At 55.3% G+C, this 23,680-nt stretch carries 25 protein-coding genes, 1 tRNA gene and 1 pseudogene; 3 read left to right on the top strand and 24 right to left on the bottom strand.

Annotated features, from left to right (window positions below; all coding sequences use genetic code 11):
* Positions 1-269: 269 nt before the first annotated feature.
* The 5 genes and pseudogenes from TX72_RS10615 to TX72_RS15005 all read right to left on the bottom strand — a co-directional run.
* Positions 270-2,492 (bottom strand): cysteine peptidase family C39 domain-containing protein, encoded by a 2,223-nt coding sequence (locus TX72_RS10615; protein WP_011128968.1) that lies wholly within the window; start codon positions 2,490-2,492, stop codon positions 270-272.
* Between the two features lie 4 nt (positions 2,493-2,496).
* The gene (locus tag TX72_RS10610) at positions 2,497-3,387 is read right to left on the bottom strand and encodes an ATP-binding cassette domain-containing protein (RefSeq protein ID WP_083810641.1); all 891 of its coding nucleotides are present in this window, start codon (positions 3,385-3,387) and stop codon (positions 2,497-2,499) included.
* On the bottom strand, positions 3,297-4,487 hold the full coding sequence (locus TX72_RS10605; RefSeq protein WP_011128966.1) for a hypothetical protein: 1,191 nt from the start codon (positions 4,485-4,487) through the stop codon (positions 3,297-3,299). The genes TX72_RS10610 and TX72_RS10605 overlap by 91 nt, the downstream gene beginning before the upstream one ends.
* Positions 4,484-5,470 carry a cyclic nucleotide-binding domain-containing protein gene (locus TX72_RS12880; RefSeq protein ID WP_011128965.1) on the bottom strand — a complete coding sequence of 329 codons (987 nt, stop codon included), beginning with the start codon at positions 5,468-5,470 and terminating at the stop codon, positions 4,484-4,486. The genes TX72_RS10605 and TX72_RS12880 overlap by 4 nt, the downstream gene beginning before the upstream one ends.
* Before the next feature lie 164 nt (positions 5,471-5,634).
* Positions 5,635-5,842, bottom strand: a pseudogene (locus TX72_RS15005) (hypothetical protein); the annotation flags it as partial.
* 492 nt (positions 5,843-6,334) lie between these two features.
* Between TX72_RS15005 and TX72_RS10590 the strand changes: the two are divergent.
* Positions 6,335-6,625, top strand: coding sequence for a DUF1651 domain-containing protein (locus TX72_RS10590; RefSeq protein WP_318655396.1), 291 nt, complete (start codon positions 6,335-6,337; stop codon positions 6,623-6,625).
* A 1,011-nt stretch (positions 6,626-7,636) separates the two neighbouring features.
* On the opposite strand, the gene TX72_RS10585 is transcribed toward TX72_RS10590, so the two are convergent.
* The 3 genes from TX72_RS10585 to TX72_RS10570 all read right to left on the bottom strand — a co-directional run bounded on the left by TX72_RS10585 (position 7,637) and on the right by TX72_RS10570 (position 8,938).
* The gene (locus TX72_RS10585; RefSeq protein ID WP_071820855.1) at positions 7,637-7,798 is read right to left on the bottom strand and encodes a helix-turn-helix transcriptional regulator; all 162 of its coding nucleotides are present in this window, start codon (positions 7,796-7,798) and stop codon (positions 7,637-7,639) included.
* Positions 7,799-8,311: 513 nt separating this feature from the next.
* Positions 8,312-8,503 carry a hypothetical protein gene (locus TX72_RS10575; protein WP_042503865.1) on the bottom strand — a complete coding sequence of 64 codons (192 nt, stop codon included), beginning with the start codon at positions 8,501-8,503 and terminating at the stop codon, positions 8,312-8,314.
* A 69-nt stretch (positions 8,504-8,572) separates the two neighbouring features.
* Positions 8,573-8,938, bottom strand: coding sequence for an AbrB/MazE/SpoVT family DNA-binding domain-containing protein (locus TX72_RS10570; protein ID WP_011128960.1), 366 nt, complete (start codon positions 8,936-8,938; stop codon positions 8,573-8,575).
* A gap of 826 nt (positions 8,939-9,764) precedes the next feature.
* Between TX72_RS10570 and TX72_RS10565 the strand changes: the two genes are divergently transcribed.
* Positions 9,765-10,085 carry a hypothetical protein gene (locus tag TX72_RS10565; RefSeq protein ID WP_011128959.1) on the top strand — a complete coding sequence of 107 codons (321 nt, stop codon included), beginning with the start codon at positions 9,765-9,767 and terminating at the stop codon, positions 10,083-10,085.
* A 777-nt stretch (positions 10,086-10,862) separates the two neighbouring features.
* Here the strand turns inward: TX72_RS10565 and TX72_RS10555 are convergent.
* The 4 genes from TX72_RS10555 to alr all read right to left on the bottom strand — a co-directional run bounded on the left by TX72_RS10555 (position 10,863) and on the right by alr (position 15,348).
* Positions 10,863-11,480 carry a hypothetical protein gene (locus tag TX72_RS10555; protein ID WP_011128958.1) on the bottom strand — a complete coding sequence of 206 codons (618 nt, stop codon included), beginning with the start codon at positions 11,478-11,480 and terminating at the stop codon, positions 10,863-10,865.
* A 1,149-nt stretch (positions 11,481-12,629) separates the two neighbouring features.
* Positions 12,630-13,859 (bottom strand): tyrosine-type recombinase/integrase, encoded by a 1,230-nt coding sequence (locus TX72_RS10550; RefSeq protein ID WP_404824889.1) that lies wholly within the window; start codon positions 13,857-13,859, stop codon positions 12,630-12,632.
* Positions 13,860-14,091: 232 nt separating this feature from the next.
* Positions 14,092-14,180, bottom strand: a tRNA-Ser gene (locus TX72_RS10545).
* Positions 14,181-14,217: 37 nt separating this feature from the next.
* Positions 14,218-15,348, bottom strand: a complete 1,131-nt coding sequence (alr, locus tag TX72_RS10540; RefSeq protein WP_011128955.1) for an alanine racemase — start codon at positions 15,346-15,348, stop codon at positions 14,218-14,220.
* Between the two features lie 74 nt (positions 15,349-15,422).
* On the opposite strand from alr, the gene TX72_RS10535 reads away from it, so the two are divergent.
* Positions 15,423-15,923 (top strand): HNH endonuclease, encoded by a 501-nt coding sequence (locus TX72_RS10535; protein WP_011128954.1) that lies wholly within the window; start codon positions 15,423-15,425, stop codon positions 15,921-15,923.
* Between the two features lie 7 nt (positions 15,924-15,930).
* Here the strand turns inward: TX72_RS10535 and prfA are convergent, their stop codons facing one another.
* From prfA to secY, 12 genes are all read right to left on the bottom strand, one after another.
* Positions 15,931-17,028 (bottom strand): peptide chain release factor 1, encoded by a 1,098-nt coding sequence (prfA, locus tag TX72_RS10530; RefSeq protein ID WP_011128953.1) that lies wholly within the window; start codon positions 17,026-17,028, stop codon positions 15,931-15,933.
* A 14-nt stretch (positions 17,029-17,042) separates the two neighbouring features.
* Entirely contained in the window at positions 17,043-17,303 is a 261-nt protein-coding gene (gene rpmE, locus TX72_RS10525) for a 50S ribosomal protein L31 (RefSeq protein WP_011128952.1), read from the bottom strand.
* A gap of 10 nt (positions 17,304-17,313) precedes the next feature.
* Complete coding sequence (rpsI, locus tag TX72_RS10520; RefSeq protein ID WP_011128951.1) at positions 17,314-17,715, bottom strand: 30S ribosomal protein S9; 402 nt, start codon at positions 17,713-17,715, stop codon at positions 17,314-17,316.
* Entirely contained in the window at positions 17,712-18,164 is a 453-nt protein-coding gene (gene rplM / locus TX72_RS10515; RefSeq protein ID WP_011128950.1) for a 50S ribosomal protein L13, read from the bottom strand. The genes rpsI and rplM overlap by 4 nt, the downstream gene beginning before the upstream one ends.
* Before the next feature lie 143 nt (positions 18,165-18,307).
* Positions 18,308-19,207 carry a tRNA pseudouridine(38-40) synthase TruA gene (gene truA / locus TX72_RS10510; protein WP_011128949.1) on the bottom strand — a complete coding sequence of 300 codons (900 nt, stop codon included), beginning with the start codon at positions 19,205-19,207 and terminating at the stop codon, positions 18,308-18,310.
* Positions 19,208-19,235: 28 nt separating this feature from the next.
* The gene (gene rplQ, locus TX72_RS10505; protein ID WP_011128948.1) at positions 19,236-19,586 is read right to left on the bottom strand and encodes a 50S ribosomal protein L17; all 351 of its coding nucleotides are present in this window, start codon (positions 19,584-19,586) and stop codon (positions 19,236-19,238) included.
* 47 nt (positions 19,587-19,633) lie between these two features.
* Positions 19,634-20,572, bottom strand: coding sequence for a DNA-directed RNA polymerase subunit alpha (locus TX72_RS10500; RefSeq protein ID WP_011128947.1), 939 nt, complete (start codon positions 20,570-20,572; stop codon positions 19,634-19,636).
* 44 nt (positions 20,573-20,616) lie between these two features.
* Complete coding sequence (gene rpsK, locus TX72_RS10495; protein WP_011128946.1) at positions 20,617-21,009, bottom strand: 30S ribosomal protein S11; 393 nt, start codon at positions 21,007-21,009, stop codon at positions 20,617-20,619.
* A 36-nt stretch (positions 21,010-21,045) separates the two neighbouring features.
* Entirely contained in the window at positions 21,046-21,411 is a 366-nt protein-coding gene (gene rpsM / locus TX72_RS10490) for a 30S ribosomal protein S13 (RefSeq protein WP_011128945.1), read from the bottom strand.
* A gap of 114 nt (positions 21,412-21,525) precedes the next feature.
* Complete coding sequence (gene rpmJ / locus TX72_RS10485) at positions 21,526-21,639, bottom strand: 50S ribosomal protein L36 (RefSeq protein ID WP_006173336.1); 114 nt, start codon at positions 21,637-21,639, stop codon at positions 21,526-21,528.
* A gap of 46 nt (positions 21,640-21,685) precedes the next feature.
* The gene (locus TX72_RS10480) at positions 21,686-22,237 is read right to left on the bottom strand and encodes an adenylate kinase (RefSeq protein ID WP_011128944.1); all 552 of its coding nucleotides are present in this window, start codon (positions 22,235-22,237) and stop codon (positions 21,686-21,688) included.
* A 55-nt stretch (positions 22,238-22,292) separates the two neighbouring features.
* Positions 22,293-23,618, bottom strand: coding sequence for a preprotein translocase subunit SecY (gene secY / locus TX72_RS10475; protein ID WP_011128943.1), 1,326 nt, complete (start codon positions 23,616-23,618; stop codon positions 22,293-22,295).
* Between the last annotated feature and the right edge of the window lie 62 nt (positions 23,619-23,680).

The following is a 23,680-nucleotide window of genomic DNA, read 5'->3' as shown; positions in this document are numbered from 1 at the left end:
CACCTCCGTCCACATGTCGAGTGCCGAAGATATCGCCGTTTTTATTCGCATGCATGATTGAGCAGTGATCATTGTTGTGATTTCGTGAGGTGGAATATGTGTGCAATCACCTGTTTTCTTCAAGGCTGTCGGGCGGCTCTCGAAGCTTATGCTTCAGGCTGCATTTGATTGCTTGGCGTGCCGCATTTTGCGGTCTGTTTGAAGTGATAAATGATTGCCGAATTGGTTTGTTGCCGTTCATCCGTATGCGCTAAATCATTTTATCGAGGCTAGAGATTGGCGTCTTCCAGTAACAAAAGATTGCAATAGTGTGACCCTTCCTCTTTCAACAGCGCGTCATGGCATCCCCGTTGCACGATCTTGCCATGATCTAAAACGATAATTACATCAGCATCTCTCACCGTGCTGAGACGATGGGCTACCACAATTTGGGTGCAATGCAGACCTTGAATTGCTTGTTCGATGCGCGCTTCGGTTTGAGCTTCTAATGCCGACGTCGCTTCGTCCAGGATCAACAGGGATGGTCGTTGTAAAAGAACTTGAGCCAGTTGCAGTCGTTGCTGTTCTCCTCCACTGAGGTCCTGACCGTTCACACCCAGGGTGGTGTTGAGGCCCTGAGGTAATTGTTGCAGCCGTTCCCAGATGGCTGCTGTTTCACATGCCGCTTGAATCTCGCCATCACTGATGGCTGAATTGAACAGGGTGAGGTTGTCGCGCACGGTGGCCGAAAACAGCGGCATCCCCTGTTGCAACATGGCAATGGCTTGGCTTCGTTCCTGTTGGGTCATCTCCAGCAGTGGTATTCCATTGATCTTGACCACCCCTTTGTTTGGCTGCACCAGGCCCGCCATGAGCCGCGCCAGTGTGATTTTGCCTGATCCTGATCCCCCCACCAAGGCAATTTTTTGCCCCTTGTCCACACTCAGACTCAGCTCTTGAATCAATGGCGGAAGCACCGGGATATAGCCAAAGTCAACGCCCTCGACACTCACGCTGGCAGGCCCCGTTTCAAATGGAATGTTCGATTGGTGTTGTCCAGCGCTTAACAGTGGATCTCGGGGCTGCTCTTGTAAATCTCGAATCGCAAGGATGGCTCTTTTGCTGGCCCCCCAAGCCTTCCACATCTCCTGAAGCTGCTGCAAAGCCAGGCACAATCCCATGGTGCCAATGATCACTGTGAGACCAGCATTTGCGGTGTGACTCGCCACACTCCACACCAACACCGGAAGACTCCAGTACACGATTTGTGGTACCCAGTCCTGCAGCTCACGGCTGTAGGACAAGTTCTGACGTTGGCGTGTTGCGATGGCATCCAAGCCAGACCACCGCAGGAACAGGTCCTGCTCCAGGGCCGATGCTTTCAAGGTTTCAGGATCCTTCAATCCAGCCTGAAGGGTGAGTCCGGCGCTGTTCATGCTGATGCGTGACCGCACATCTCTGCTGCTGTTCATGGATTCGTTGCGCTGCTTAACGGCAGTCCAAAGCGAGAGGCCTCCGATCACGATCAGACCAAGAAACGTGTTCTGCACCAGCAGCACCACTGTCCAAACCGCCATTCCCAGCACAAGCGGCAGGCTCTGGCCAATGCGAAGGCGCAGCTGTTCACAGAGTGCTGAAACGCGCTCCAGCCGTCCTGCTAATTCATGACTGAAATGTTGTTGGAGGATCCAATCCGGAAGGCTAATCAGTTGTTCTTGTAATTCCCTACGGAGCTGTCGTTCGAGTTCTCGACTCAGCACCTGTCCGAGTGGCACAACAGCCAGGGCAAGGCCGATGAAGGGCCAAAGGCCTGGCTCAACAAGTACCCGTGTTGTCTGGCTGAGCACTCCAGCGCTGATTCCCAGCATGAGCAGGAAGCCCCAGCGCTTGACTTTGGATCCTCTCTTCAACCATGCACCAAGCTGCTGAACGGCGTGTGGTGCTTTGCCTGTGGGTTCAAACGATGGATCCGGTTGCATCGTGATCACCACGCCTGTGTAGCAACGGTCAAATTCTTCAAGTTCAACGCATCGTCGTCCGGTGGCTGGGTCGTTAATCCAAAAGCGCTGCTCATCGATCCCCTCAAGAACCAGAAAATGATCGAAATTCCAGAACACCACTGCAGGTAAGGACACGGTTTGGAGTGTTTTCAGCCCCTTCTTGTATCCCTTGGCATTCATGCCAAATGTGCGGGCTGAGCATACTAAATTGGCGGCATTACTTCCGTCTCTTGATACCCCGCAAGCATGTCTGATTGTGCTGATCGGTTGATAACTACCGTGATACCTCAGAATGATTGAAAGGCTCACCGCTGCACACTCGGTGGGGTCATGTTGTATCTGTTCCTCCGTCCACACTTGATGGTTGCTGTTCTGAGGGATGCTCAAATCCCTCCACAATCTCAAATTGCTATTGAAACGTTGTCTCAGTTGCGGCCTGAGTAAAACCAATGGCGTGTCGAGTGTTTCAGCTTGGTTGGCAGCATCAACTGCACGGCTACGAAAGATTGCCATCGGTTTAGATCAATTGACGTGCCATCAGCTGTGTGAAGGCTCCCTGTTGCTTGAGCAAGTCGTTGTAGCTTCCCTGTTCAACGATTTCCCCATTCTCTAGAACGAGGATGACGTCTGCATGTTGGATAGTGCTCAGCCGATGCGCCACCATCACGCGCGTCACCGCGCGTTGTTCAAGGTTGCGCAGAACGTGGGCCTGGGTGGTGTTGTCCAGCGCACTGGTGGGTTCATCCAGCAGTAACAGCCGAGGCTGTCCAGCCAGCGCTCTTGCGATGGCGAGTCGCTGACGTTGACCGCCGGACAGATTGCTGCCTCCTGCGGGGACCAGGGTTTGCAATCCCATGCGCAGTGCTTGTAAGTCATCGCTCAAGCCAGCGTCTTCAGCAGCTTTCCAGGCCTCTTCCACGCTCAGAGGACGACCGGCAGCAATCACCTCCATCAACGAGTTTCCCACCAACCGCGTGTCTTGGAGAACGGTGCCGATCTGCCGCCTCAGCGATTCATGTTGCAGGTCACAGGTGTCTTGACCATCGATGATCACCTGTCCAGTGAGAGGCTGTTCAAAGCCCAACAGAATGCGAAGTAGGGTACTTTTCCCACTCCCTGATGACCCGACGATCGCAACAAAGCTCCCCGCTTGAACCGAAAAGCTGACGTTGGAGAGCACTAATGGTGTGTCTGCTCCGTAGCGAAAACTGAGGTTTCGTACTTCAAGATCACCGTTCAGTTCGCCTGGATCCGATGCTCCCGGCCGCGATTCGGATGGGCTGTTCACTAACACCTGTGCACCCTTCCACTGGTGTTTTAGGTCTCTCCAGGTCTTGAACGCCTGCCCGCCTGCCCGAGTTCGCGGATCGTGGCGAATTGAATGCCAACTAAATTGAAGGCTAGCCATTGGTCGCTACGGACCGGCGCGATCACGATGGCAGCCATGATCAGCATGGTGGCCAGTAAGACGGTGCTCCAGCTCTGCAGTGCGCTGAGCCAATCCAGCCATGGTTGCTGCTGTTCGGCTGCACGTTCGGGCTCGATCCACCAGTTCAGTGCCTGTTGTTCTGCTTTTGCAAGACGCAACGTGGAACAGTTTTCAATTAGTTCTTGGCTGCGGAGCAGTGCGAGACCTTGATGGGGGAGTTGTTGGTTGCGTTGTCTTTGAGAGCGTTCCGATAAACCATGGTTTGCAAGCAACCAAAGGCCGCATCCGAACAAGCTGACGGCACCGAGTGGGGGACGCCATATCCATAAGGCCAGATTGCTGAATAGGAACAGCGTGATCGCGGGTAGCAATCGACCGATCGCGAGGGGGAGTTGATGACCGATCTGCTGAAGGGAAAGAGCCAAAGCGGTTGCACCTGCACCGCCCAGAGTCCGGATCACGGGAAGCTGTAGGCGGAGCACTTTCTGCATGCCCACGAGGCCCAAACCCGCGCGCTGCCGTGCACTGCGGTTGAGCCAGAGCCGATGCCATTGGTTATCGAGAACCTGGCCGAACAACAGGCTGAGGCCTGCCAAGAACAGAGCCACTGGAACGCTAATGAGCTGCCCCAGCAAGGCGATCAGCAATATCGGCAACATCAGCCAAGTTCCGGCGCGGAGAAACGCCGCCGGCATGGCGCTTCGGATCGCAGCGAACGGTTTGAGTTGGCGTTGCAGGTCGCTCCAGCGTGCTGGTGTGCTGAAGGCCATGGCTGGCCAGAGGCTCACGGCCTGAGGCTGGAAGTCTTGGGGATGGCTGGTCGATCCCTCTGCTGCGGTTAACGCATGAATCTGAATTGCGCCTTGGCGTTGCTGGACCAGCCACCACTGCGCTGGGCTTTGCTGATCTGCTGCAATCCACAGCCCCCCTTCGAGCTCGCTGGCTTGATCCCACCAATCGCGTGGCAAAGCAACAACACGGCTGGGCCATCCATGTCGCCAGAGCAGGCGTACAAGGTCCTGAGTGGTTTGTGTTGCAGAGGTCTTGAGAAGGCCGCGCAGGGCTTTCAGGCTCTTCAACGTTTTGAGACCTCCGAGCAAAGCCACTCAAATCGTCGCCCGGCTGTGCTCACAATGCCCAGAGTCGTCAGATCCAGTTCTTCAAGCGCCAAGGCCTGGGCTGCCATCCCCCGCGACATCATTTGATCTCGACAGCGATGGGAGAGCAGAACAGCGAGAGAACGGTAAAAACGTTCAGCAAAGGCCAAGTCAACCGTCAGCTGTTGGCGGATACTCGTCTTATCCACAGCCAGCAAGACCATGGCCTCGCGGGCTTGAACGGTTGCAGTGGCTTGTTCGTCGCTGTTGAGAAAGCTCATCTCCCCCAGAATTTCCCCGCGCCTTGAGCTCCCCACTGTGGTAGATGCGCCTTCCACGTTGATCATCACCTCGGCTTCGCCATCGAGAACGATGTAAAGACGATCAAGGGCCTCACCTTCCTTGATGAATGCTGTGCCGGTTGATAGGTCAACCTTTTCCCCGGTCTTTTCCAGCCAGGCCACATCCAGTTCATTCCATTCACCGAATACCAACAGAACTTTGCGCAGTGGTTCGATGTCTTGCCCTGGCCATCGGTGGATGAATGCGTTCTGACGACTCAGTTGTAGGGCCAATTTTCCTGCAAACACCTGATAGGTACTCGAAGCCAGTGCTTTGTCACTCGCAATGGCGGCGATCAAGTCGCTGTAGCGAACACGGATCCATCGACTGTTCGGCTGTGCGATGACGGTGGCGACCGGAAGGCGGTCTTCCAGCAGGGACATCTCGCCAACAAATTGGCCGGGGGAAAGTTCAGCTAGGTCGACGGAATCCTGAGAAGCGTCTTCGGTTTCGAGTGCTGTGCGCACCGTGGCTCCGCCTTCGAGAAGAAGAAAAAGGTCAGGTGTGGCGACTCCCTCCTCAATCAGGACTTGCTCTTCGTTGACAGCAAAAGACTCGCAGTTGACTTGCGCCCATTGAAAGAAGAGCGATTCAAACAGAATGGATTCGGGAGATGGGGCCATGATTTAAAATGAAGTTGCTAACACTGTCGATATGTAGAGACGTTTTTAACGCTAACAGTGCACTGATGGTTTGGCCATATCTCCAAAGGCTTCGAATTCGTCATTGTCACTGTCTTGACCATGCTCAAGCTTTGTAGAAATGAATGCAGCTAGTGAGAACTTTTGCTTTGGCTTCTCCACTTTTCCGGAAATGATTAATGGAGTTCTGGCCTCGCCGATCAGAATTGAGTCGACTTCGTCGATAATGCAATAGTGGGGTTGCCGTTGTACTAGATGCTTCGGATCTTGAGCCATGTTGTCGCACAAATAGTCGAAGCCCAGCTCGCTATTTGTTACATATGTGATGTCGCAGTTGTAGTTCTTTCGGCGTTCTTCGACACGAGAGGCAGATTCAGTTTCTTGCGGAGTTCAGCAACGGCACCAAGGGCCCAGGAGCTGCTCACGACTTCCTTAAGCAATAAATCCCAACATTAGTTGTGGTTTTGTTGAGTGAAATTCATTCATATCAAGCCGTGCGGTCTTTCGGTTGGTTCTGCCTGCTGCTCGCCTGCTCCAGCCTCATTAAGCACTGAGGCGCCACCTCCAATTCTGCCGAAAGTTGTTGAAGGCCAGGGCCAGAGCTGGGATCTCCAATCAGGAGCCAGCTCTGGTGTTCAACGGAGAGGGAGTCATTCGAGTAACCCCCAAATGAGTTGGTATGACTAGACGTGGGAAGAAAAAGACCCTCTTTTGGCGAATTTCCTGCCCCATTTCCTACCCCAAAACGAGTGGGAAGACGTGAGAAGAGGGGGTAGGAACTGCTGCATATAAGAGGTATCGGACGTCCCAAGTGCGGGACTTTCAGCAGCACCTGTTGCCGACGTCGTGCATGACTGTTTAGAACAGGTGTACTACTACTCCTTGATCATGCGTGAAGGATGGTTGGTCGACCCTGGCACCAATTGGGTGTGGCGGTTTCATCGGGATGACAAGGCATGGGTCCGTGACCCGAAGGTGTTCATGGACCGTGGAATGGCAATGCCTGACGGACAACCACCACTGCTGAAGGAACGCAGGCACGTCCCTCAGGAGGACGCTGAAACCATCTGGCGCAACCTGAAGTCCATGGGGTGGAAGCGGACAGAACCGTTATGGGGTGCCTCAGCAGAACCCTGATCACTCAGAACTGATTTGCTCTGCCTATGGCAATGATCTAAGTATTTCTCACTACTTCCAAGTGCGGCGTCATGGGGAATAGTTCTTTCACAGGGACCAGTTCCCTCAATGCGTCGAACTGGGGCGGGGTGGGACCTGCCCTTTTTTGTGCTCAGCAATCAGAGAGGAAGAGCACGGGTCGGATCCACTGAGTCGGCAAGAACCTCCTAGATCGAGTAGTACCTGATACCTGCCGAGGCATCGGAAGAAGGAAGACTTTCCTTGCGTCGAGATGGGTCGTCCGAGAGGACGATCTTTTTTTGGCAATTTGTGAACAGCACTAACGACACAGCACTTAAGTGGGCGATTGTGGTGGTTCCCGAGAACCTCCTGGTTCGACACATACCCCTCTGAAGGAGCAGATTCGTGCTGCTCCTTTTTTCATGCATGGATGGGGCACTGACGAGTAGGCACAAAAAAAGGCAGGACGCGTGAACGCCCTGCCTTCTGACTGCCCTGGGGAGAAAGTGCTGTGGGTATTTAGTTAGGGGTTTTTTGTATGTCTTCCTTGATTACTTTCTCTGTGGGTCAATCCTCTGATGCTTTATCAACAGGGTTGTTATACGGATTCATACGGATATAAGACCGCACTTACGTAGATTAAGCAAAGTCATCTCTGCATCCCATTGCTTATCAAACTCAAGGCAGACACCCCTTGTGATACGCACAAAGTGCCTTTCCCCGCACTCATACGTGTGTAATCGTTTGCACGAATTGCCCAGTTTTATTTCTTGCATCGGGAAGTTTTCTTTTTATTGTCCTCTTCAAAACAGTAAAACGCGTATCATCTATAACAAAGTGACGCATATGTGCAAAGCAACACAACATAATTTTTTACTTCGGGGGGGGAGATTGATCTCAGGACATGAGATTTCCCCCCCCCCCATTAGTCTAGTAAAAACAGGGAGTTTTCTGTCTCCTGGTTCCCCACCTATGTTTAATGAGGGTCAGAAGTCCTCGATCAACACACTTTTAGGTGTTTGCATTTTGTGCGTTCATCCAGTCGATGACGTCCCGTTCGTTCCAGACGACAGAGCGAGAACCCAACTGGATTTGCTTTGGGAAGGTCCCGTCCGTCATCCAGCGATAGATGGTGCTGGTGCTGAGTCCTGTCATCTCAAGAAACTGAGGCAGGCGGACGAAGGGAAGTGATCAATGTTGATAAATGAGTTTGGTTGGTCTTTCATCAGAAGATCAACCAAGAAATCCAGTTTTTGCAGGGGTTCTCAATTTCTGCCTTTTTTGAGACTGGACACGAGACTCATCTATGACCCCTATTAGGTTGCTAAGCAGTTGGTACAGATATATTAGTACTGGGTCCAGTCGCGGGATAGTCCATGACCAACCCACCTGAGGAATGGAGGTTTCTTCCTCATGGGTTTCTTCAACCTGCAGTTCACGGTGAGCATGTATGCCTCTACTGCAGATATTTCAACTACCACCCGACCTTCCTTTGTCTGCCCATCGATTCCTGCCACCTCCATCAGGGATTGGTCGATAACCAGAGGCAATCCAGCGTCTGCTGCCCCGACTGGACGCCCAAAGAGCGATCAAGCACTAAAAAAGGGGTACCGGAGCACCCCTGAGTTCTGGTTTGGGACTGTTAATCCGTTAATCGCTTGAAGAGTAGAAGGATCATGAAGGATGTCAGCGAAACCCAAAACCATCACGAGAGGCGCTTTTCTGCTCCCAGTCCCGTGCCATGGCATCCAACATCATGCTGATGTACCTCTCATCGGCACCAGTAGATGCTCGAAGATCCTTCAACACTCCGTTGATCGTCTTAAAAGCATTTGGAATCTGATTGTCCAGATGCTCCTTGGAGGGGTGATACGGCATCGGGTCATAAAAATCCCCATGGACCGTACGGGAACCATAGGGGCAAGACTGTCTTCTGTGAATCAGGAATCAATCTTCTTCCTCCGAACCACCCACAGGGATCAGACGAATTGCCTTCTTGCCCAGTTTGATTTCAAACTCATCGCCTGTTTCCAGGTCGAGCAAGGCGGTGTATGCCTTGCCGATCAGAAGGTTGCCATTGCCCTGCACCGTGGCGATGTAGGACAACTTCCGACCGCCTTTGCCTAAACCAGCACCCCCAGAACCCAACTCAACGCCCTTGGCACCCAGAAGTGCCTCATAGAAGGCAGTGAAGTTGACGCGGTCAGAACCATCCTTCTTCTTGGAAACATAACCGCACTGAGTTGCCAGTTCGGTCTTGGAGACATCACCAAGTTCTTTGACCTTGGTGAGCAGGTCAGTTCCAGTAAGCATGAGGGAAGAGAAAACTTACTCCCATGTCGTAACGCGCTTATCTGTAGTCTTCAAGGGTTCAGAACCACTGTCGCGACCGGTCTCTACCAGAAGCGCTTGTAAAGCAATCTAGTAATATAAAAGTGACCCACGGAACCCATATTCTCGTCCCAGTCCCAGTGTTTTGACCAGTACTTCCTCTGCTTCCTAATCTGTGCTTGCCATCTCCACAAGGGTTTGGTGGACAACCAGAAACAGTCCAACGTCTGCTGCCCTGATCGGACGCCAAGAGACCGCTCAGACGTCAAAATAGGGGCACCGAAGCACCCCTAATTTCTGGTTTGGGTCTGTTATCCGTTAATCCGTTACCAGGACCTCACAACTCCTATCCAAATCCACAAAATCGGAGCGTTTGATTGGGGTTAGAAGATACAGACAATCCAGTACAACATGTTTATGGTCACAACGCATCGATGCTGTGTCGATGCCAGTTCCCGTCGGGGATTCAGATAAGCAAGGCAAAATCACATCAGCACGGTCCGAGAGACACTACTCATGAACGGAAAACTACTGGTCATCGGAATCGTCCTCTTCTTTCTTCTCTTCTTTGTGTATGAGTCTTGGATGATGCAAGGTCTTCCTCACTGATTAGATCATGAACCTCTGATTTCTTGAAAATGCATATAAAAAACAAGTGGATTAGGTCTGCTCTATTCGCATCATCAGGTCTGATGTTTGCGATCGGCACTACCAAGATGGGAGACCAGGCGAGTGCCCTAATAGTGATAACCGGAGGATTAATATCTCTCGCCGCCCTAGTGAGTCGAGTTCCCGATCAAGAGCAATAATGAAAAACCTTTTGGTCGCCATTTCCTTACTCTCGATTGCCAATCCTGCGATGGCGAGACCTCTGGTCCCCGATCCGTGTGCTTCTTATGCAAAATCATTTCACAGCGTGGTGGATCAGATCAAAAGATTTAATGGCATGGCATTGACTTACCCAGGAATTGAGGCAGAGCGCAATCGATTAAGGTTTTATCACCAGATGAATAAGAAATTAGTACCATTGATATCTTGTCTAGAAGATCACGAAAGTGAGATTTTGGAATATTACCAAGAGGTTAAATACATGACAGATACTCGGATCAACAGTTTTCAACAAAAATAGATGACGATCTTTTACAAGCACGGCAAGCAGATCATGACGCTGTGAATGTCAATCCCTCCCAATAGGTATCACAACGAACCAGTCTTCAGAATTTCTTCAGTGAAAGTCCTGTCTTAGTGGGGACTTTTGAGGTTTCTGACCCCTGAGGTTCAACGCCCCAGAACTCCCATCGATGTCCCCCACTGAACTCTCATCACTCAAGTGGGGTGACGATGGGGAGTGGTCTCCCAACGACACCCTCAACCTTGTGGAGAGGTTGATGCAGGTGGAGGAAGAGTCAAGACGGTCAGACCTCAACTCAAGTCCTATCCCCCAGAGAGAGACCTCTGAAGAGTCCTAATAGAGAGAGGGCAAGAAGATCAATATAGAGTCAAAATCCAACGAATTTATTCTTCTTGTTCATTGTTGATAAGTTCGTATTTCATCAACTCGAATTCATTCTCATTAAGCGTTCCATCATCAAGCAACATTTTTAGTTCCTTGAGTTTTGACAACTTTGAGTCCCTCTGAGTCAATTCATCTCTGAGTCGTGCGATCTCCTCATCCTTCTTCATAGAAACATAAGCGTCATAGATCCAGGCAATCACACCAACTATTATCGAACCTATAATAAAGATCCATACCCTTGTCAGAAGAGGAAATAAATACTAATACAAGTATAAGTAGCATAAAAGGTTTAAGGATCGCAAGATCAGTCAATACAGTCGGACGTCTTTGTTTCCGAATACCTTTGCGGTTACTAAGTCCTATCCAGCAAAGTGAGACCTCTGAGGACTCCTAATCCAGGTCTCCATAGGATCCATCGGGATGATGGACACCTCTGAAGTAACCCCGTTTGGAGGGGTTGTAGTTTCTTGCAGTGTCAACACGACCACCTCTAAAGGTCTGACCACCAGTCCTGCGTCTTGATCCACCAGTCTTCGCTCCCTCCTTCTTGAAACGCACCTGGTCGAACTTCAGACCATGTCTCTTGCGGAGGTAGGAGGCACGTTGCTTGGCGTTGTCATACCCGACTACTCCCCGCGCCAAGACCTGCTGAGTATCAGTGCGAAAGACATAGAACGACGACTGCGTATCCTCCCTCAATTTCGATTCAGGGACGGGATACAGACGGTTCATCACGTCGACCAGGGGGTCTATGGATTCGGAGTAGTCGGGACGTCCCAGATAGTTGCCACCAATATGAATGTCATTGCTGTTATCGACCTCTGGAGACGGGTTCGACGAGGGCGAAATTCCTGATGCTCCATTCCGTTGGGACAGGTCGTTGGACTTTCGCTTCGATATGACCTTCTGACCAACCTTCTTTTTCTTTCTTTGACTGAGAGGTAGTTCACCAGCAAGAAATGCCTTTGCTTCTCTTGCCTCGCTCACGAATTGTTTATAGGACTTCATTTGTATCTCCTTTTTTAGAACAGGGTGCCTGAACGAATCTTTGCTAGATGCATTGGATGCGCCACACGAATCGTTGATGGCACCTCTCCATAGACCCAGTTGGTTTCTCCACGAATACGAACCTTCTTGGCGAGGTGGTCTCGTTGCAAAAAGAATGTCCGATACATGTTGGGGTCAGTGGGATGAATCTCTGCCCACTGCTGGTACTGATTGAACTGAGTTGGTGCCCAATGTCTTTGATCAGAAAAGTGATTCATGTCACTTCTTCTGGTTAAATCTTTCTTGAATCATCTCTTCGATGACCTCTTCCTCCTTCATTCGCAGTTTGCGTGCAAGAGTCTTGAGCATCTCTGCGTGAACGCCTGGTATTCGATAAGTTTTCATTTCATCTAAATGCAAGTTGTCTTTTGTTTTCGGTCAATGCTTTCTTCATATGTTGCTTGACCCATCCAGAACGATTGATGTAGTTCTGTTTGTGATATTCTTCAAAGGCATCCAACAGAGAAAGTTTATCCTCTGTGAAATGAATGCTGATATTCTTTCCGTTTGATCGAGAAGGCATATGTCTTCTTGGGTGTAGAACTTATAAATAAAGGTGGTAGATTTTTCGTGTTTTTAGACCCCTCCTTTTTCGGCAAGGAGGGGTCTTTTTTCATTCATGTCACTGATTCCATTTTATATGGACAATTCCATATAATTCCATGTCATATATGTATTTATTTATATAGATTGCGATCTTGAGAAGGTAATCGATCGATAGCAACCTCTCTTAGATCACTCGCTCAACCATATAAAATTGACATTTCCGAAATGACCACTTTGCAAGGACATCAGGAATAAGACGCCTTATGCAGAAATTGATAACACATTAACAGATTAACAGTCCAATGTTTGATTTACGTATGTAGTAAGATCGTTGCATTATTATCAACTTTGTAGTACAATTAGAAAGAAGTGATTGGGCGCATACTCAGTTAGCATTCAGATCCATAAAACTCCCGCGTTTTCGGACTTTAATGCTCGGTTAGTATTCAAAGCAACCAATCGCTTCGCCAACCCTTTGGTTGTGTGGGTTGGTGTATTTTAGTCATGGTACATAAAATGGTCATAAAGGCAGCAGGATTAGTCACCCTGCTGCTTTTTATGCCTTCAAATCTTCAAACCATTTTTGACCAATAACTTGCACCATTGCTCTAGGAAGTCTCTGCGTTCTTCCAGCATGAGTGATTTGTCATATGCCTTTCTGACCTTGTCGCCAATCAGGTGCCCCATCTGTCTTTGGATGATGTCGTGAGGTGCCTTGAGAACTTCTTGTCCTGCGGTCAGAGGTAATGACCTCCAACCATGAGCACGCAGCACTTCTCTGTACCCCAAACCCTTGAGGAGGTTGTTGGGTGATTCGGGGTCCAAATGTGGATATCTGCTTTGCTCGCGGACAGGACCAAAGACATACGGCAGGTGCCCATTCATCTGCTTTGCCTGCTTCAGCAGTGCATTCATCTCCTTGGTCAGCGGGACGTGATGTGGGAGGTCTTCTGTCTTCTTGGTGCGTTTCAGTCCTGGAGTGGTTCCAGGAATCACCAGGAGGTTCTCCTTTCTGCTGATCCACTTCCACTTCAGACGAGCAAGTGCCCCTGCTCTGAGAAAGGTCATGAGCAGAAGCTTCAGTGCCATGACCGACTGAACGTGCCCTGAGCAGCGGTTCAGGTGAATTGCTTCCAGCAGTTCTGGCACCTGTTCCCACTGGATATGGGGATGGTGTTTCGGGTCGTGCTTGCTCTCTTCTCCCTTCTGCTTGGTTGCTGGGTTCTGATTGCGTCGCATCCACCCCTGGAGGATTGCGTAGTCCAGTGCCTGTGCCAGGACCTTCTGCACCCGAAATGCCTGGTCGTAACTGCCTCTGTCCTCGATGTATTCCCGCAGGGCAACGACCTTCTCCCTCCCGCCGTTGTCCCATTCCAGTTCGCGAAGTGGCGTTGCCCCTGGAATGCACTCCCGAACCTGGTTCTCCAGTTGCCTGCGGTAGTTGGTGAGGGTGAACTCCTTCAGCGACGTCTTGGTGCTCAGGAACCCGTCTATGGCGTCCTGAAGCGTCTTGGAGGGTCCTTGGTCCTGGTTTTGCTTCCTACCCCTGCCATTCAGTTCTCTGGGGTCTCTGCCCGTCTCCAGCGACCAGGCGCGAATTCGGGTCCATTCGTCCTTTGCTGCCTTCAAGGTCCATTGCCCTGGAGCAGTGCCGTAGGGACCTATGCAGACCCTGACCTTTTGTCCGCCACCCCCTGGCGGGAAACGGATCTCGCCGTAAAAGGACTTGCCACCCCCCTTCTTCGAAGGTTCTACCACCACGTAGAGGCAGTTTCCGACACTCTTTTTCTGCATCTTGTCGGTCGCAGTCAGAGACCGCACACCCGAGTCTGTAAGAGGCATCTCAGGGATTCCGACCTCACAGATATCTTCCTACCCCAGTCAAGTTTTTCCTACCCCAATTCCTACCCCAATTCAGAGGCAAATCAGGAGAATTAGTGGGAATTCCTGGGAACTCAAATTCGCAAGACCCGTTGTACCCCAGTGGATTTGGGAAGAAATGGGAAGGTCAGGGAAGACCTTGAAACGGAGAGGGAGGGATTCGAACCCTCGACAGAAGTTGCCTCCTGTAACTCCTTAGCAGGGAGCCGCTTTCAACCACTCAGCCACCTCTCCAGAGGCTCCACCAGAGTACCAAGCGTTGGACGGTCAGTCAGATCTCGACCCGCGGCAGGCGGTGTTTGAAACCACAGAGAATCTCCCAGGGGATCGAGCCGCAGCGAGCGCTCCAGTCCTGGGGACGGATGCAGTCATCTCCGTCTTGCCCCAGCAGCGTGACGTTGTCTCCCACCGTCAGCTCCTCGACATCGGTGGCGTCGAGGATGATCTGGTCCATGGTGATATTGCCCACCTGCGGCACCCGGCGACCACGATGCAGGACGTCAATGCGGCCGCTCAGTGCGCGGACCACGCCGTCGGCATAACCGATGGCGATCACCGCCAGGCGTGACGGACGACTGGTGACAAAGCGATGGCCGTAGCTGACGCCGCTACCGCTCGGCACCTCCCGAATAAGGCTGACGCGTGCCTTCACCGCCAAGGCAGGCTGTAGTGCTAAATCGAGGCCGAGGTGGTCAGCTGGGGATTGTCCGTACAAGGCGAGGCCAACGCGCACCATGTCCAGATGCAAACGGGGATCCTGCAGGGTTCCGGCGGAATTGGCCAGATGGCAGCACAGGCCGCTGCCGCCATCCGGCAGGGCTTCAATGACGGATCGAAAGCGCTGCAGCTGCAGGTGGGTGAGTTGATCGCCAAGCTCATCCGCACAGGCGAGATGGCTGTATAGGCCTACTAGTTCCAGCTGAGGCAGGGTGCGGATGGACTGCACCAGCTGGGCTCCCTCCTGCCATTCGCCACCGAGCCTGGCCATCCCTGTATCGAGTTTCAGCTGCACAGGAAAGCGCTCGTTTCCTCGTTCAGCAGCCACCGCAGCGGCCGTGTTCGCTTCATCCAGGCTGCTCAGGGTCGGCATCAGCCGCTGCTCCAGGCAGTGGCGGAGATCCTCCGGGCTTGGCAGGGCGCTGAGGATCAGAACCGGCGCCTCGATGCCTGCATCCCGCAGTTCCAGGCCTTCCTGAAGGGTTGCCACCCCAAGGCTGGATGCCCCGCCGCGTAGGGAAGCCCTCGCCACGGTCACGGCGCCGTGGCCATAGCCGTCGGCTTTCACCACGGCCATCAGCTGGCAGCCGGTGACAAGTTGACGGCACAGCAGTCGGCAGTTGGCCTCAATGGCCGTGGGGTAGACCTCCACCCAGGCGCGCTGGCGTGGACTTAGCTCCGACATGAGGCTTTGGTGCTCAGCGTTACCAAGGGGGGCTTGGTGGAATCGATAGCATGCCTCGTATTCAGGGAGCTGGCATGGGCCAGGTTCTCGTTCTCAATGCGTCCTACGAGCCGCTGAATATCACTACCTGGCGGCGCGCCATGGTGATGATGCTCAAGGGCAAGGCTGAGAGTCTCGAGCAGGATTCCACCCGAGAGATCCGGCGTGGTACTCACCTCCCGACCGTCATTCGTTTGCGCCAATACGTCCGGGTGCCTTTCCGTCAGTTGCCGCTGACCCGACGCAACCTGTTTCATCGCGATAACCACAGTTGTCAGTACTGCGGCTGCCGCAACGAACCGCTGTCAATCGACCATGTGGTGCCCCGCAGCCGAGGTGGGGGTGACACCTGGGAAAACGTGACCACCGCTTGTCTGAGCTGCAATGTGCGAAAGGGCAATCGCACCCCGAAGGAGGCGGACATGCCGCTGATGCGGGTGCCGCGCCGTCCGCTGAGCAGCCTCAGTTTTGAGGCCACCCGCCAGATCCATTCCGGCCGTCACAGCGAATGGGCCAAATACGTGATCGGAGCCTGAGCTGAGTTCAGTCCTCGTTCTGTTGGCTGAGGGCTTCCAGTTTCTGCCGCTGTTCTTCTGCGATGCAGGCGCCGATCAAATCCTCAAGCTGACCATCCAGCACCGGATCGAGTGAAAAATTTCTGCCCAGCCGGTGATCGGTGGTGCGGTTGTCTTTGTAGTTGTATGTGCGGATTTTTTCGCTGCGATCACCGCTGCCCACCTGGGCGCGACGGTCGCTGCTTTCCCGGGCCGCCGCCTCCCGTTGCTCCTGTTCCAGCAGTTTGGCTCGCAGGATTTCCAGAGCCCGTTCCCGGTTCTGCAGCTGAGAGCGCTCCTGGGTGCAGAACACACGGATGCCGCTGGGTTTGTGCAGCAGGTCTACGGCGGTTTCCACCTTGTTGACGTTCTGACCACCGGCGCCACCAGAACGGGCGGTGCTGATCTCCAGATCCTTGGGGTCCAGCTGCACCTCCACCGCATCGGCTTCCGGCATCACGGCCACCGTGGCCGTGGAGGTGTGGACCCGACCCTGGGATTCGGTGGCGGGGACCCGCTGCACCCGATGCACACCGGCTTCGAACTTGAGCTGACTGAACACGCTGTCGCCTTTCACCGACAGGATCAGTTCCCGGAACCCCCCCAGATCGGCTTCATTGCTGCTGATGGGTTGCACGTTCCAGCCGAGCTTCTGGCTGTAGCGCTCGTACATCCGCGCCAGATCGCCGGCCCAGATGCAGGCTTCATCGCCTCCGGCTCCGGCACGGATCTCCAACATGACGCTGCGTTCATCGCGGGGGTCGCGAGGCAGCAAGGCCACCGTGAGTTTTTCGGTGAGCTCGGCGTGGCGTCGGTTGAGGCTGGCTAAATCGTCCTGGGCCAGCTCCTCCATCGCGGCATCGCCGCGGCATTCCTTCAGCAGCTCGCGGGATTGCTTTTGTTCCCCTTCCAGAACTTGCAGCTCCTCGAAGTCGAGCACCAACGGCTCGAGCCGAGCCCGTTCACGCGCAATTTTTTCAAGCCGCGTGGGGTCTGCGGCCACATCTGGGTCAGCCAGCTGCCGCTCGAGGTTTCGGAAGCTGGCTGTGGCGGCCTCAAGCCGCGCGAGAAGGGTCGAGGCGTCCATGCCCCGCGCTGACGTCAGGATTTGGCGTCCGCCTTGGCCTCAGCCTTGGCTTTGTCGCCGGATTTCTTCTGGCCCATGCCGTACTTCTTCATGAAGCGATCGACGCGACCCTCGGTGTCGAGAATCTTCTGGGTTCCTGTGAAGAAGGGGTGGTTGCCACTCCAGACGTCGACGTGAATCTCCGGCTGGGTGGAGCCGGTGGTCATCACGACTTCGCCATTGCAGATCACCTTGGCGTCGGGATACCAGGTGGGGTGGATATCGGGCTTGGGCATGGGATGAAAATCAGCGCTTGGAGAACTGAGGAGCCTTACGAGCTTTCTTGAGACCGTACTTGCGGCGTTCCTTGGCACGCGGGTCGCGGCTCAGGTGGCCTTCGGTCTTGAGGGGCTTGCGGTTGTCAGCTGACAACTCACAGAGAGCACGGGCCGCACCTTGCTTGATGGCACCGGACTGACCGGTGAGCCCGCCTCCGTGGACATTCACCAGGATGTCGTATTCCGTACCGAGACCAAGGGTCTCGAGGGGAGCTTTCACCGCTGCGATGTAGGCGGGGTTGTAGTTCAAATAGTTGTCACCGGGACGACCATTGATGGTGATCGTGCCGTTGCCGGGGACGAGGCGCACACGGGCGACGGATGTCTTGCGGCGACCAGTGCCCCAGTAGACGACGGAATTGCTGCTCATTGGGCGGATGCAGAGGGGTTGAGCTGAAGAGGCTGAGGCTTCTGGGCGGCATGGGGATGCTCGCTGCCCTTGTACACCTTGAGCTTGCGGAACATCTGACGGCCCAGGGCGTTGTGGGGAAGCATGCCCTTGATCGCTTTTTCAACGATTCGCTCGGGAATGCGGTCCTGCAGCGCCTCGAAGGTTTCGGTCTTCATGCCGCCGGGACGCCCGGAGTGACGGCGATACAGCTTCTGAGTGGGCTTGCTGCCACTCACCCGGATCTTCTCGGCATTCACTACCACGACGAAATCGCCGGTGTCCAAATGGGGAGTGAAGCTCGGGTTGTTCTTGCCGCGCAGAACGGCGGCAACCTCGGTGGCCAGGCGACCGAGGGTCTTGTTCTCAGCGTCCACCAGATACCACTGGCGTTCGAGAGAATCAATCTGAGGAAGGGAGGTCTTGTTCATCGCGCCGGCATGCCGGTTCGGAATTGCTCAGCCGAGATGGCGAAGCTGGTCAGGGATGGTCTGGTCCAGAGAAGGACCTGACGGGAGCTCAAAGATCGAGCTTACTCTTTGACGGACCCTTTTTCTAATGAGAAGAGCGGTCTTCAGAGTTCAGATCCGCTTGCTTCCGGCAGAGGCGGAGGATCCGGTGGTGGATCACTCTCCGCCAGAAAAAACCACGGTTGACAATCGTACCAGCCAGCTCTGGTGAAGATTTCTTGCTCATAACCAGCTCTGAGCAGGCATAGCCCATGGCCTGGAGCTGCTTCCCGGACCTCGTGGCGCCGGCGTTGACGCCAGCGCTGCTCGAAATCCTGGACGGATAGACGGTGCTCGCCCACCGCCACCAGCTGAGCTATCAGCAGGCGAACCATGCCGTAAAGGAAACCACTGGCCTGGATCTCAACCCGCACCATGTCGCCCTGGCGCACTAAGTCCACCTCCTGAACGGTGGTTCTGGCATGGGCCCGACGACTTCCAGCCCGCATGAAAGCACTGAAGTCGTGAAGACCCAGCATGCCGTTGAGGGCATCCCGCATGCGGGACTCATCCAATCGGAGTTGGTAGCGGTGCCAGCTCCATGGGGCGAGGAACAGGTTGGGTCGCCGCCCGTTGTGAATGGTGTAGCGATAGCGCCGGTAGGTGGCCGAATAGCAGGCATGCCAATCCTTGGGCCGCAGCACTGACTCCCTTACCCGGATCGTGAATGGCAGCCGTCCGTTCAGGGCCGGTGCCCATTTGGCAGGGGGGATCCTGTCCCCACAGTCGAAATGCACCACCTGGCCAGCAGCATGGACGCCGGTATCGGTTCGTCCCGCGGCGAAGGTCTGGATCGGGCGGTATGGATCCAGCTGCTCGATCGCCGCCTCTAGCTGGGCCTGCACACTGTTGCCGTTGCGTTGACGCTGCCAGCCGCAAAAGGCGGAACCCTCGTACTGCAGGCTGAGGGCGATCCGGCGGGGGATCGTGGACTCAGGGGCTGCAGAAGAGGGTTCGGAGCTCAAACGTCAGATTTGACGCAGGGGGCAGAAATCAGACCAGTTCGATGATCGCCATCTCGGCATTGTCACCACGACGGGGGACGGTGCGGGTGATGCGGGTGTAACCACCCTTGCGGTCGCTGTAGCGGTCGGGGGCCTTGTCGAACAGAGCGTGCACCAACTGCTTGTCGTAGATGTAGCCAAGGGCGCGACGACGGGACGCGAGGCTGCCGTCTTTGGCGAGGGTGATCATCCGCTCGGCCTCGTCACGCAGGGCCTTGGCACGGGCCTTGGTGGTGGTCACCCGACCTTCGCGGATCAGCTGGGTTGTCAGTGCGCGCAGCATCGCCTTGCGCTGGTCAGCGGGGCGACCCAGCTGGGGTACTCGGCATTGGTGACGCATGGTTCTGTCGGAGACGGATGTCGGGAAAGTTGTCAGGCAGGCCGATCTCAGGCAGAGGTGCGGCTCTGGGGGATGGAGATACCGATGCGTTCGAGGGCTTCGATCACTTCGTCGGCTGATTTGGAACCGAAGTTCTTGATCTCCAGCAGATCCTCGTAGCTGAAACCCATCAGGTCGGACACGGAGTTGACCTGGGCACGCTTGAGGCAGTTGTAAGCCCGCACGGAAAGGTTGAGTTCCTCCAGCGGGATCTGGGCTTCTGCAGAGGGCTCGGGTTCGATCCCCGGCTCCTCCACGAGGGTCACCGTGGCGAGAGGTTGGAACAACTCAATCAGATAGTTGGCTGATTGAGCCAGAGCGTCATCGGGGGTGATGGAGCCGTCGGTGACGATCTCCATTCGCAGACGCTCTCGGGCGGATCCCCCCTCGGCGACGGCGGTTTCATCGATGGTGAAATTCACCCGGATCACCGGCATGAACACCGCATCGATCTGAAGCAGGTCGATGGCGCTGGTGTCCTCGCTGTGGCGATCCACAGGTCGGTAACCCACGCCGCGTTCCACGTGGACCTCAAGCTCGAGGCTGTAACCATCGGCCACGGTGGCGATGGAACGATTGCCGTCTACCACCTCAACCTGGGAGGAGAACTGCAGGTCTTTGGCGGTCACCTCAGCGGGACCAGCCACAACAAGACGACCGATCTCGAGCTCAGGCGACCGGCTGTTTACGGAGAGCTCCTTACAGTTCAGAAGGATGTCGAGAACGTCCTCACGCACACCGGGGACAGTGGCGTACTCGTGGTTGACACCAGCGATCCGAATGGCGGTGACGGCACTGCCTTCGAGGCCGCCCATGAGGACGCGTCGCAGGGCGTTGCCCAGGGTGGTCGCCTGACCCCGCTCAAGGGGACCGATGAGGAACACTCCACTCTGGGAGCGATCCTCTTCCACCTGATGCTCGATGCGGTCAATCTGGTATTGCAGCACTGTCTGATGCGGGGTAAGGGGCGTAAACCGGGAAATGATGCGATTCAGACGCGACGGCGCTTGGGCCGCCGGCAACCGTTGTGGGGCAGCGGAGTGACGTCTCTGATCAGGGTGATCTCAAGACCAGCCACCTGCAAGGCACGAATTGCGGTCTCACGACCGGATCCAGGACCCTTCACCAGCACTTCGATCTGGCGCATGCCTTGATCAAGTGCTCGACGTGCCGCTGCTTCTGCAGCCGTCTGGGCAGCGAAGGGCGTGCCTTTGCGAGCACCCTTGAAGCCGCTGGCACCAGCGGATGACCAGGAGATGACTTCGCCAGACGTGTCGGTGATCGACACGATCGTGTTGTTGAAGGTGCTCTGGATGTGGGCAACGCCGTTCGGGACGTTGCGTTTGGCCTTCTTGGGGCCTGTTTTCTTGGCGGGTTTGGCCATGGGCCGGGAACGGTCGTGTAAAGGACGAGGGGGGGCTTACTTCTTCTTGCCGGCCACGGTTTTGCGCGCGCCCCGACGGGTACGGGCATTGGTCCGTGTGCGCTGGCCACGGACGGGCAAGCTCATGCGATGACGACGTCCGCGCACGCAGCCGATGTCTTGCAGGCGCTTCAGGGCCATGCCTTCCTGTCGGCGCAGATCGCCCTCGAGGGTGAAATCGTCGGCGGCGTTGCGCAGTTTCTGAAGGTCACCATCCTCCAGATCCTTGACCCGGATGTCGGGGCTCACACCGGTCTGAGCCAGGATGGTGCGAGCCCGGGTCGGGCCGACTCCATAGATGTAGGTGAGGGACACTTCAACCCGCTTGTCGCGGGGAATGTCAACGCCGGCGATCCGTGCCACGAAGATTCAAATGAGAGGGACAATGGCCTCCATTGCTGTGGAGGCGGTGAATGTTGCTGTGCAGGCCGGAAGCAGGGATTCGAAGATCCGCTCAGGTCTGACGTGGGCTGGATGTCAGCCCTGGCGCTGCTTGTGCTTCGGGTTGGTGCAGATCACCATGACCCGGCCGTGGCGACGGATCACCCGGCACTTGTCGCACATTTTCTTGACTGAAGCGCGCACCTTCATGAGGCGTGGCTCTCCAAATTTCCAAACGGCAACCCTACCACGCCGGTCAACTCAGGACCTTGGTAATCCGCTGAGTGATCTCCTCCACGGAGCCGTTCGCTTCCACCGACACCAGCAGGCCTTTGTCACGATAGAAGCTGATCAGGGGTGAGGTCTTCTCCCGGTAGACCTCCAGACGATTGCGGATGACCGCTTCATTGTCGTCGTCGCGGCCACGGGCGAGCAGACGCTCGATCAGCACGGCATCGTCCAGCTCTAGCAACACAACGGCTTCGATCGGTTGCTTGAGTTCGTCGAGCAGCGGTTCAAGGGCGTCAGCCTGGGGGACGGTGCGGGGAAACCCGTCCAGGAGCCAACCTCCGCTGGACAATCCCTTCAACTGGCTTTCCACGATCGCCAGCACCAGGGCATCGCTGACCAGTTCCCCACGGTTCATCACTGCTTCGGCCTCCTGGCCCAGGGCTGTGCCGGCTGCGACTTCAGATCGCAACAAATCACCGGTGGAGAGGTGGCTCATGCCGTTGGCGTTGCACAGGCGCGCTGCCTGGGTGCCCTTTCCTGCTCCAGGGGGGCCAAGGAAGAGGAGACGGGATTTCATTGGTGTGTGCGGATGGAGAACAAAAAAGGAAACAGGGGCTTGCTGCCGCTGTTGATCACTGACGCACCAGGCCTTCGTAGCGCTGGGAGATCACGTAGGTCTGCACCTGTTTGGCTGTGTCGATGGCCACACCCACAAGGATCAGCAGTGAGGTGGCACCCAGGCCCTGGAAGGTCTGCACATTGGTGGCGCGCTCCACCGCTGCGGGGATGATCGCGACGCTTCCCAAGAACAGGCCGCCCAGGAGGGTGAGCCGGTTCTGAACTCCGGAGAGATAGGTGGCGGTGGCACTGCCAGGACGCACCCCCGGGATCGCAACGCCGCCCTTTTTCAAATTGGAGGCGATATCGGTTGGGTTCACGGTCAGTGATGCGTAGAAGTAGGCGAATCCGAGGATCAGAGCAAAGAAGGCCAGGGCATAGGGCCATGGGTTGGCGGCGCCAGGATTCAGCAGGCTGGCTCCCCGGATCAACCACTCGTTATTGGTGAAGTTGGCAATCGTGACCGGGAGGAAGATCACCGCTGAAGCGAAAATGATCGGCATGACGCCGCCGGCATTGAGCTTCAACGGCAGATAGCTCTGACGGGTGGGCAGAACCCCGACACCGGCACCCCCGACCTGACGTTTGGCACTGACGATGGGGATGCGCCGTGCACCCTCCTGCACAAAGATGATGCCGACGATGGTGACGAGGAAGACCAGCACCAGAACGACGATGCCCAGAACGGTGTTGCGGTCACCGGTCTGGGCCGCCTCGATCGTGGCGCCAAGGGTGCGGGGCAGCGTTCCCACAATGTTCAGGAAGATCACCAGCGATGCCCCCTGGCCGATGCCCCGTTCGGTGATCACCTCGCTCAGCCACATCACCACCATTGATCCGGTGACCAGACACAGCGCGGTCTGGACCACGAACACCACCTCGCTGATCCCTTCCAGGGCGTACTGGCGCAGGATCATGGCGAAGACGACGCTTTGGATCAGGCCCCAGCCCAGGGCGACGTAGCGCGTGATCTGGGCAATCTTGCGCCGACCGGCTTCCCCCTCGTTCTTCTGCAGATCCTCCAGCTGTGGCAGGGATGCCGTCAGGAGCTGCAGGATGATCGAGGCGTTGATGAACGGCAGGATTCCAAGCGCGAACACGCCGAGGGTCGAGATGCCCCCGCCGGTGAAGATGTCGAGGAAACCCAGCAGGGAGCCGCCCTGCTCGATGAAGCTGGCAAAGGCCTCGCGGTCGATCCCTGGGATGGGGATGTAGATGCCGAGACGCACCAGAAGCAACAGGCTCAGGGTGGTGAGCACTCGATTGCGCAGGCCCGAGTTGCCGATCAGCTGGCTGATGACTTCGGCGGCGTTGGGATTGCGGCCCCGACTGACGAGCATGGACAGGAGGAATGGGTGGGCTGAATGCAGAAAAGCCGCCCGTGGATTGACATCCAGCGGAC

Source organism: Parasynechococcus marenigrum WH 8102 (assembly GCF_000195975.1).
Taxonomy (GTDB): Bacteria; Cyanobacteriota; Cyanobacteriia; order PCC-6307; family Cyanobiaceae; genus Parasynechococcus; species Parasynechococcus marisnigri.
Note: the sequence above shows the minus strand (reverse complement) of the source record. Positions and strands in the feature narration are given on the sequence as shown.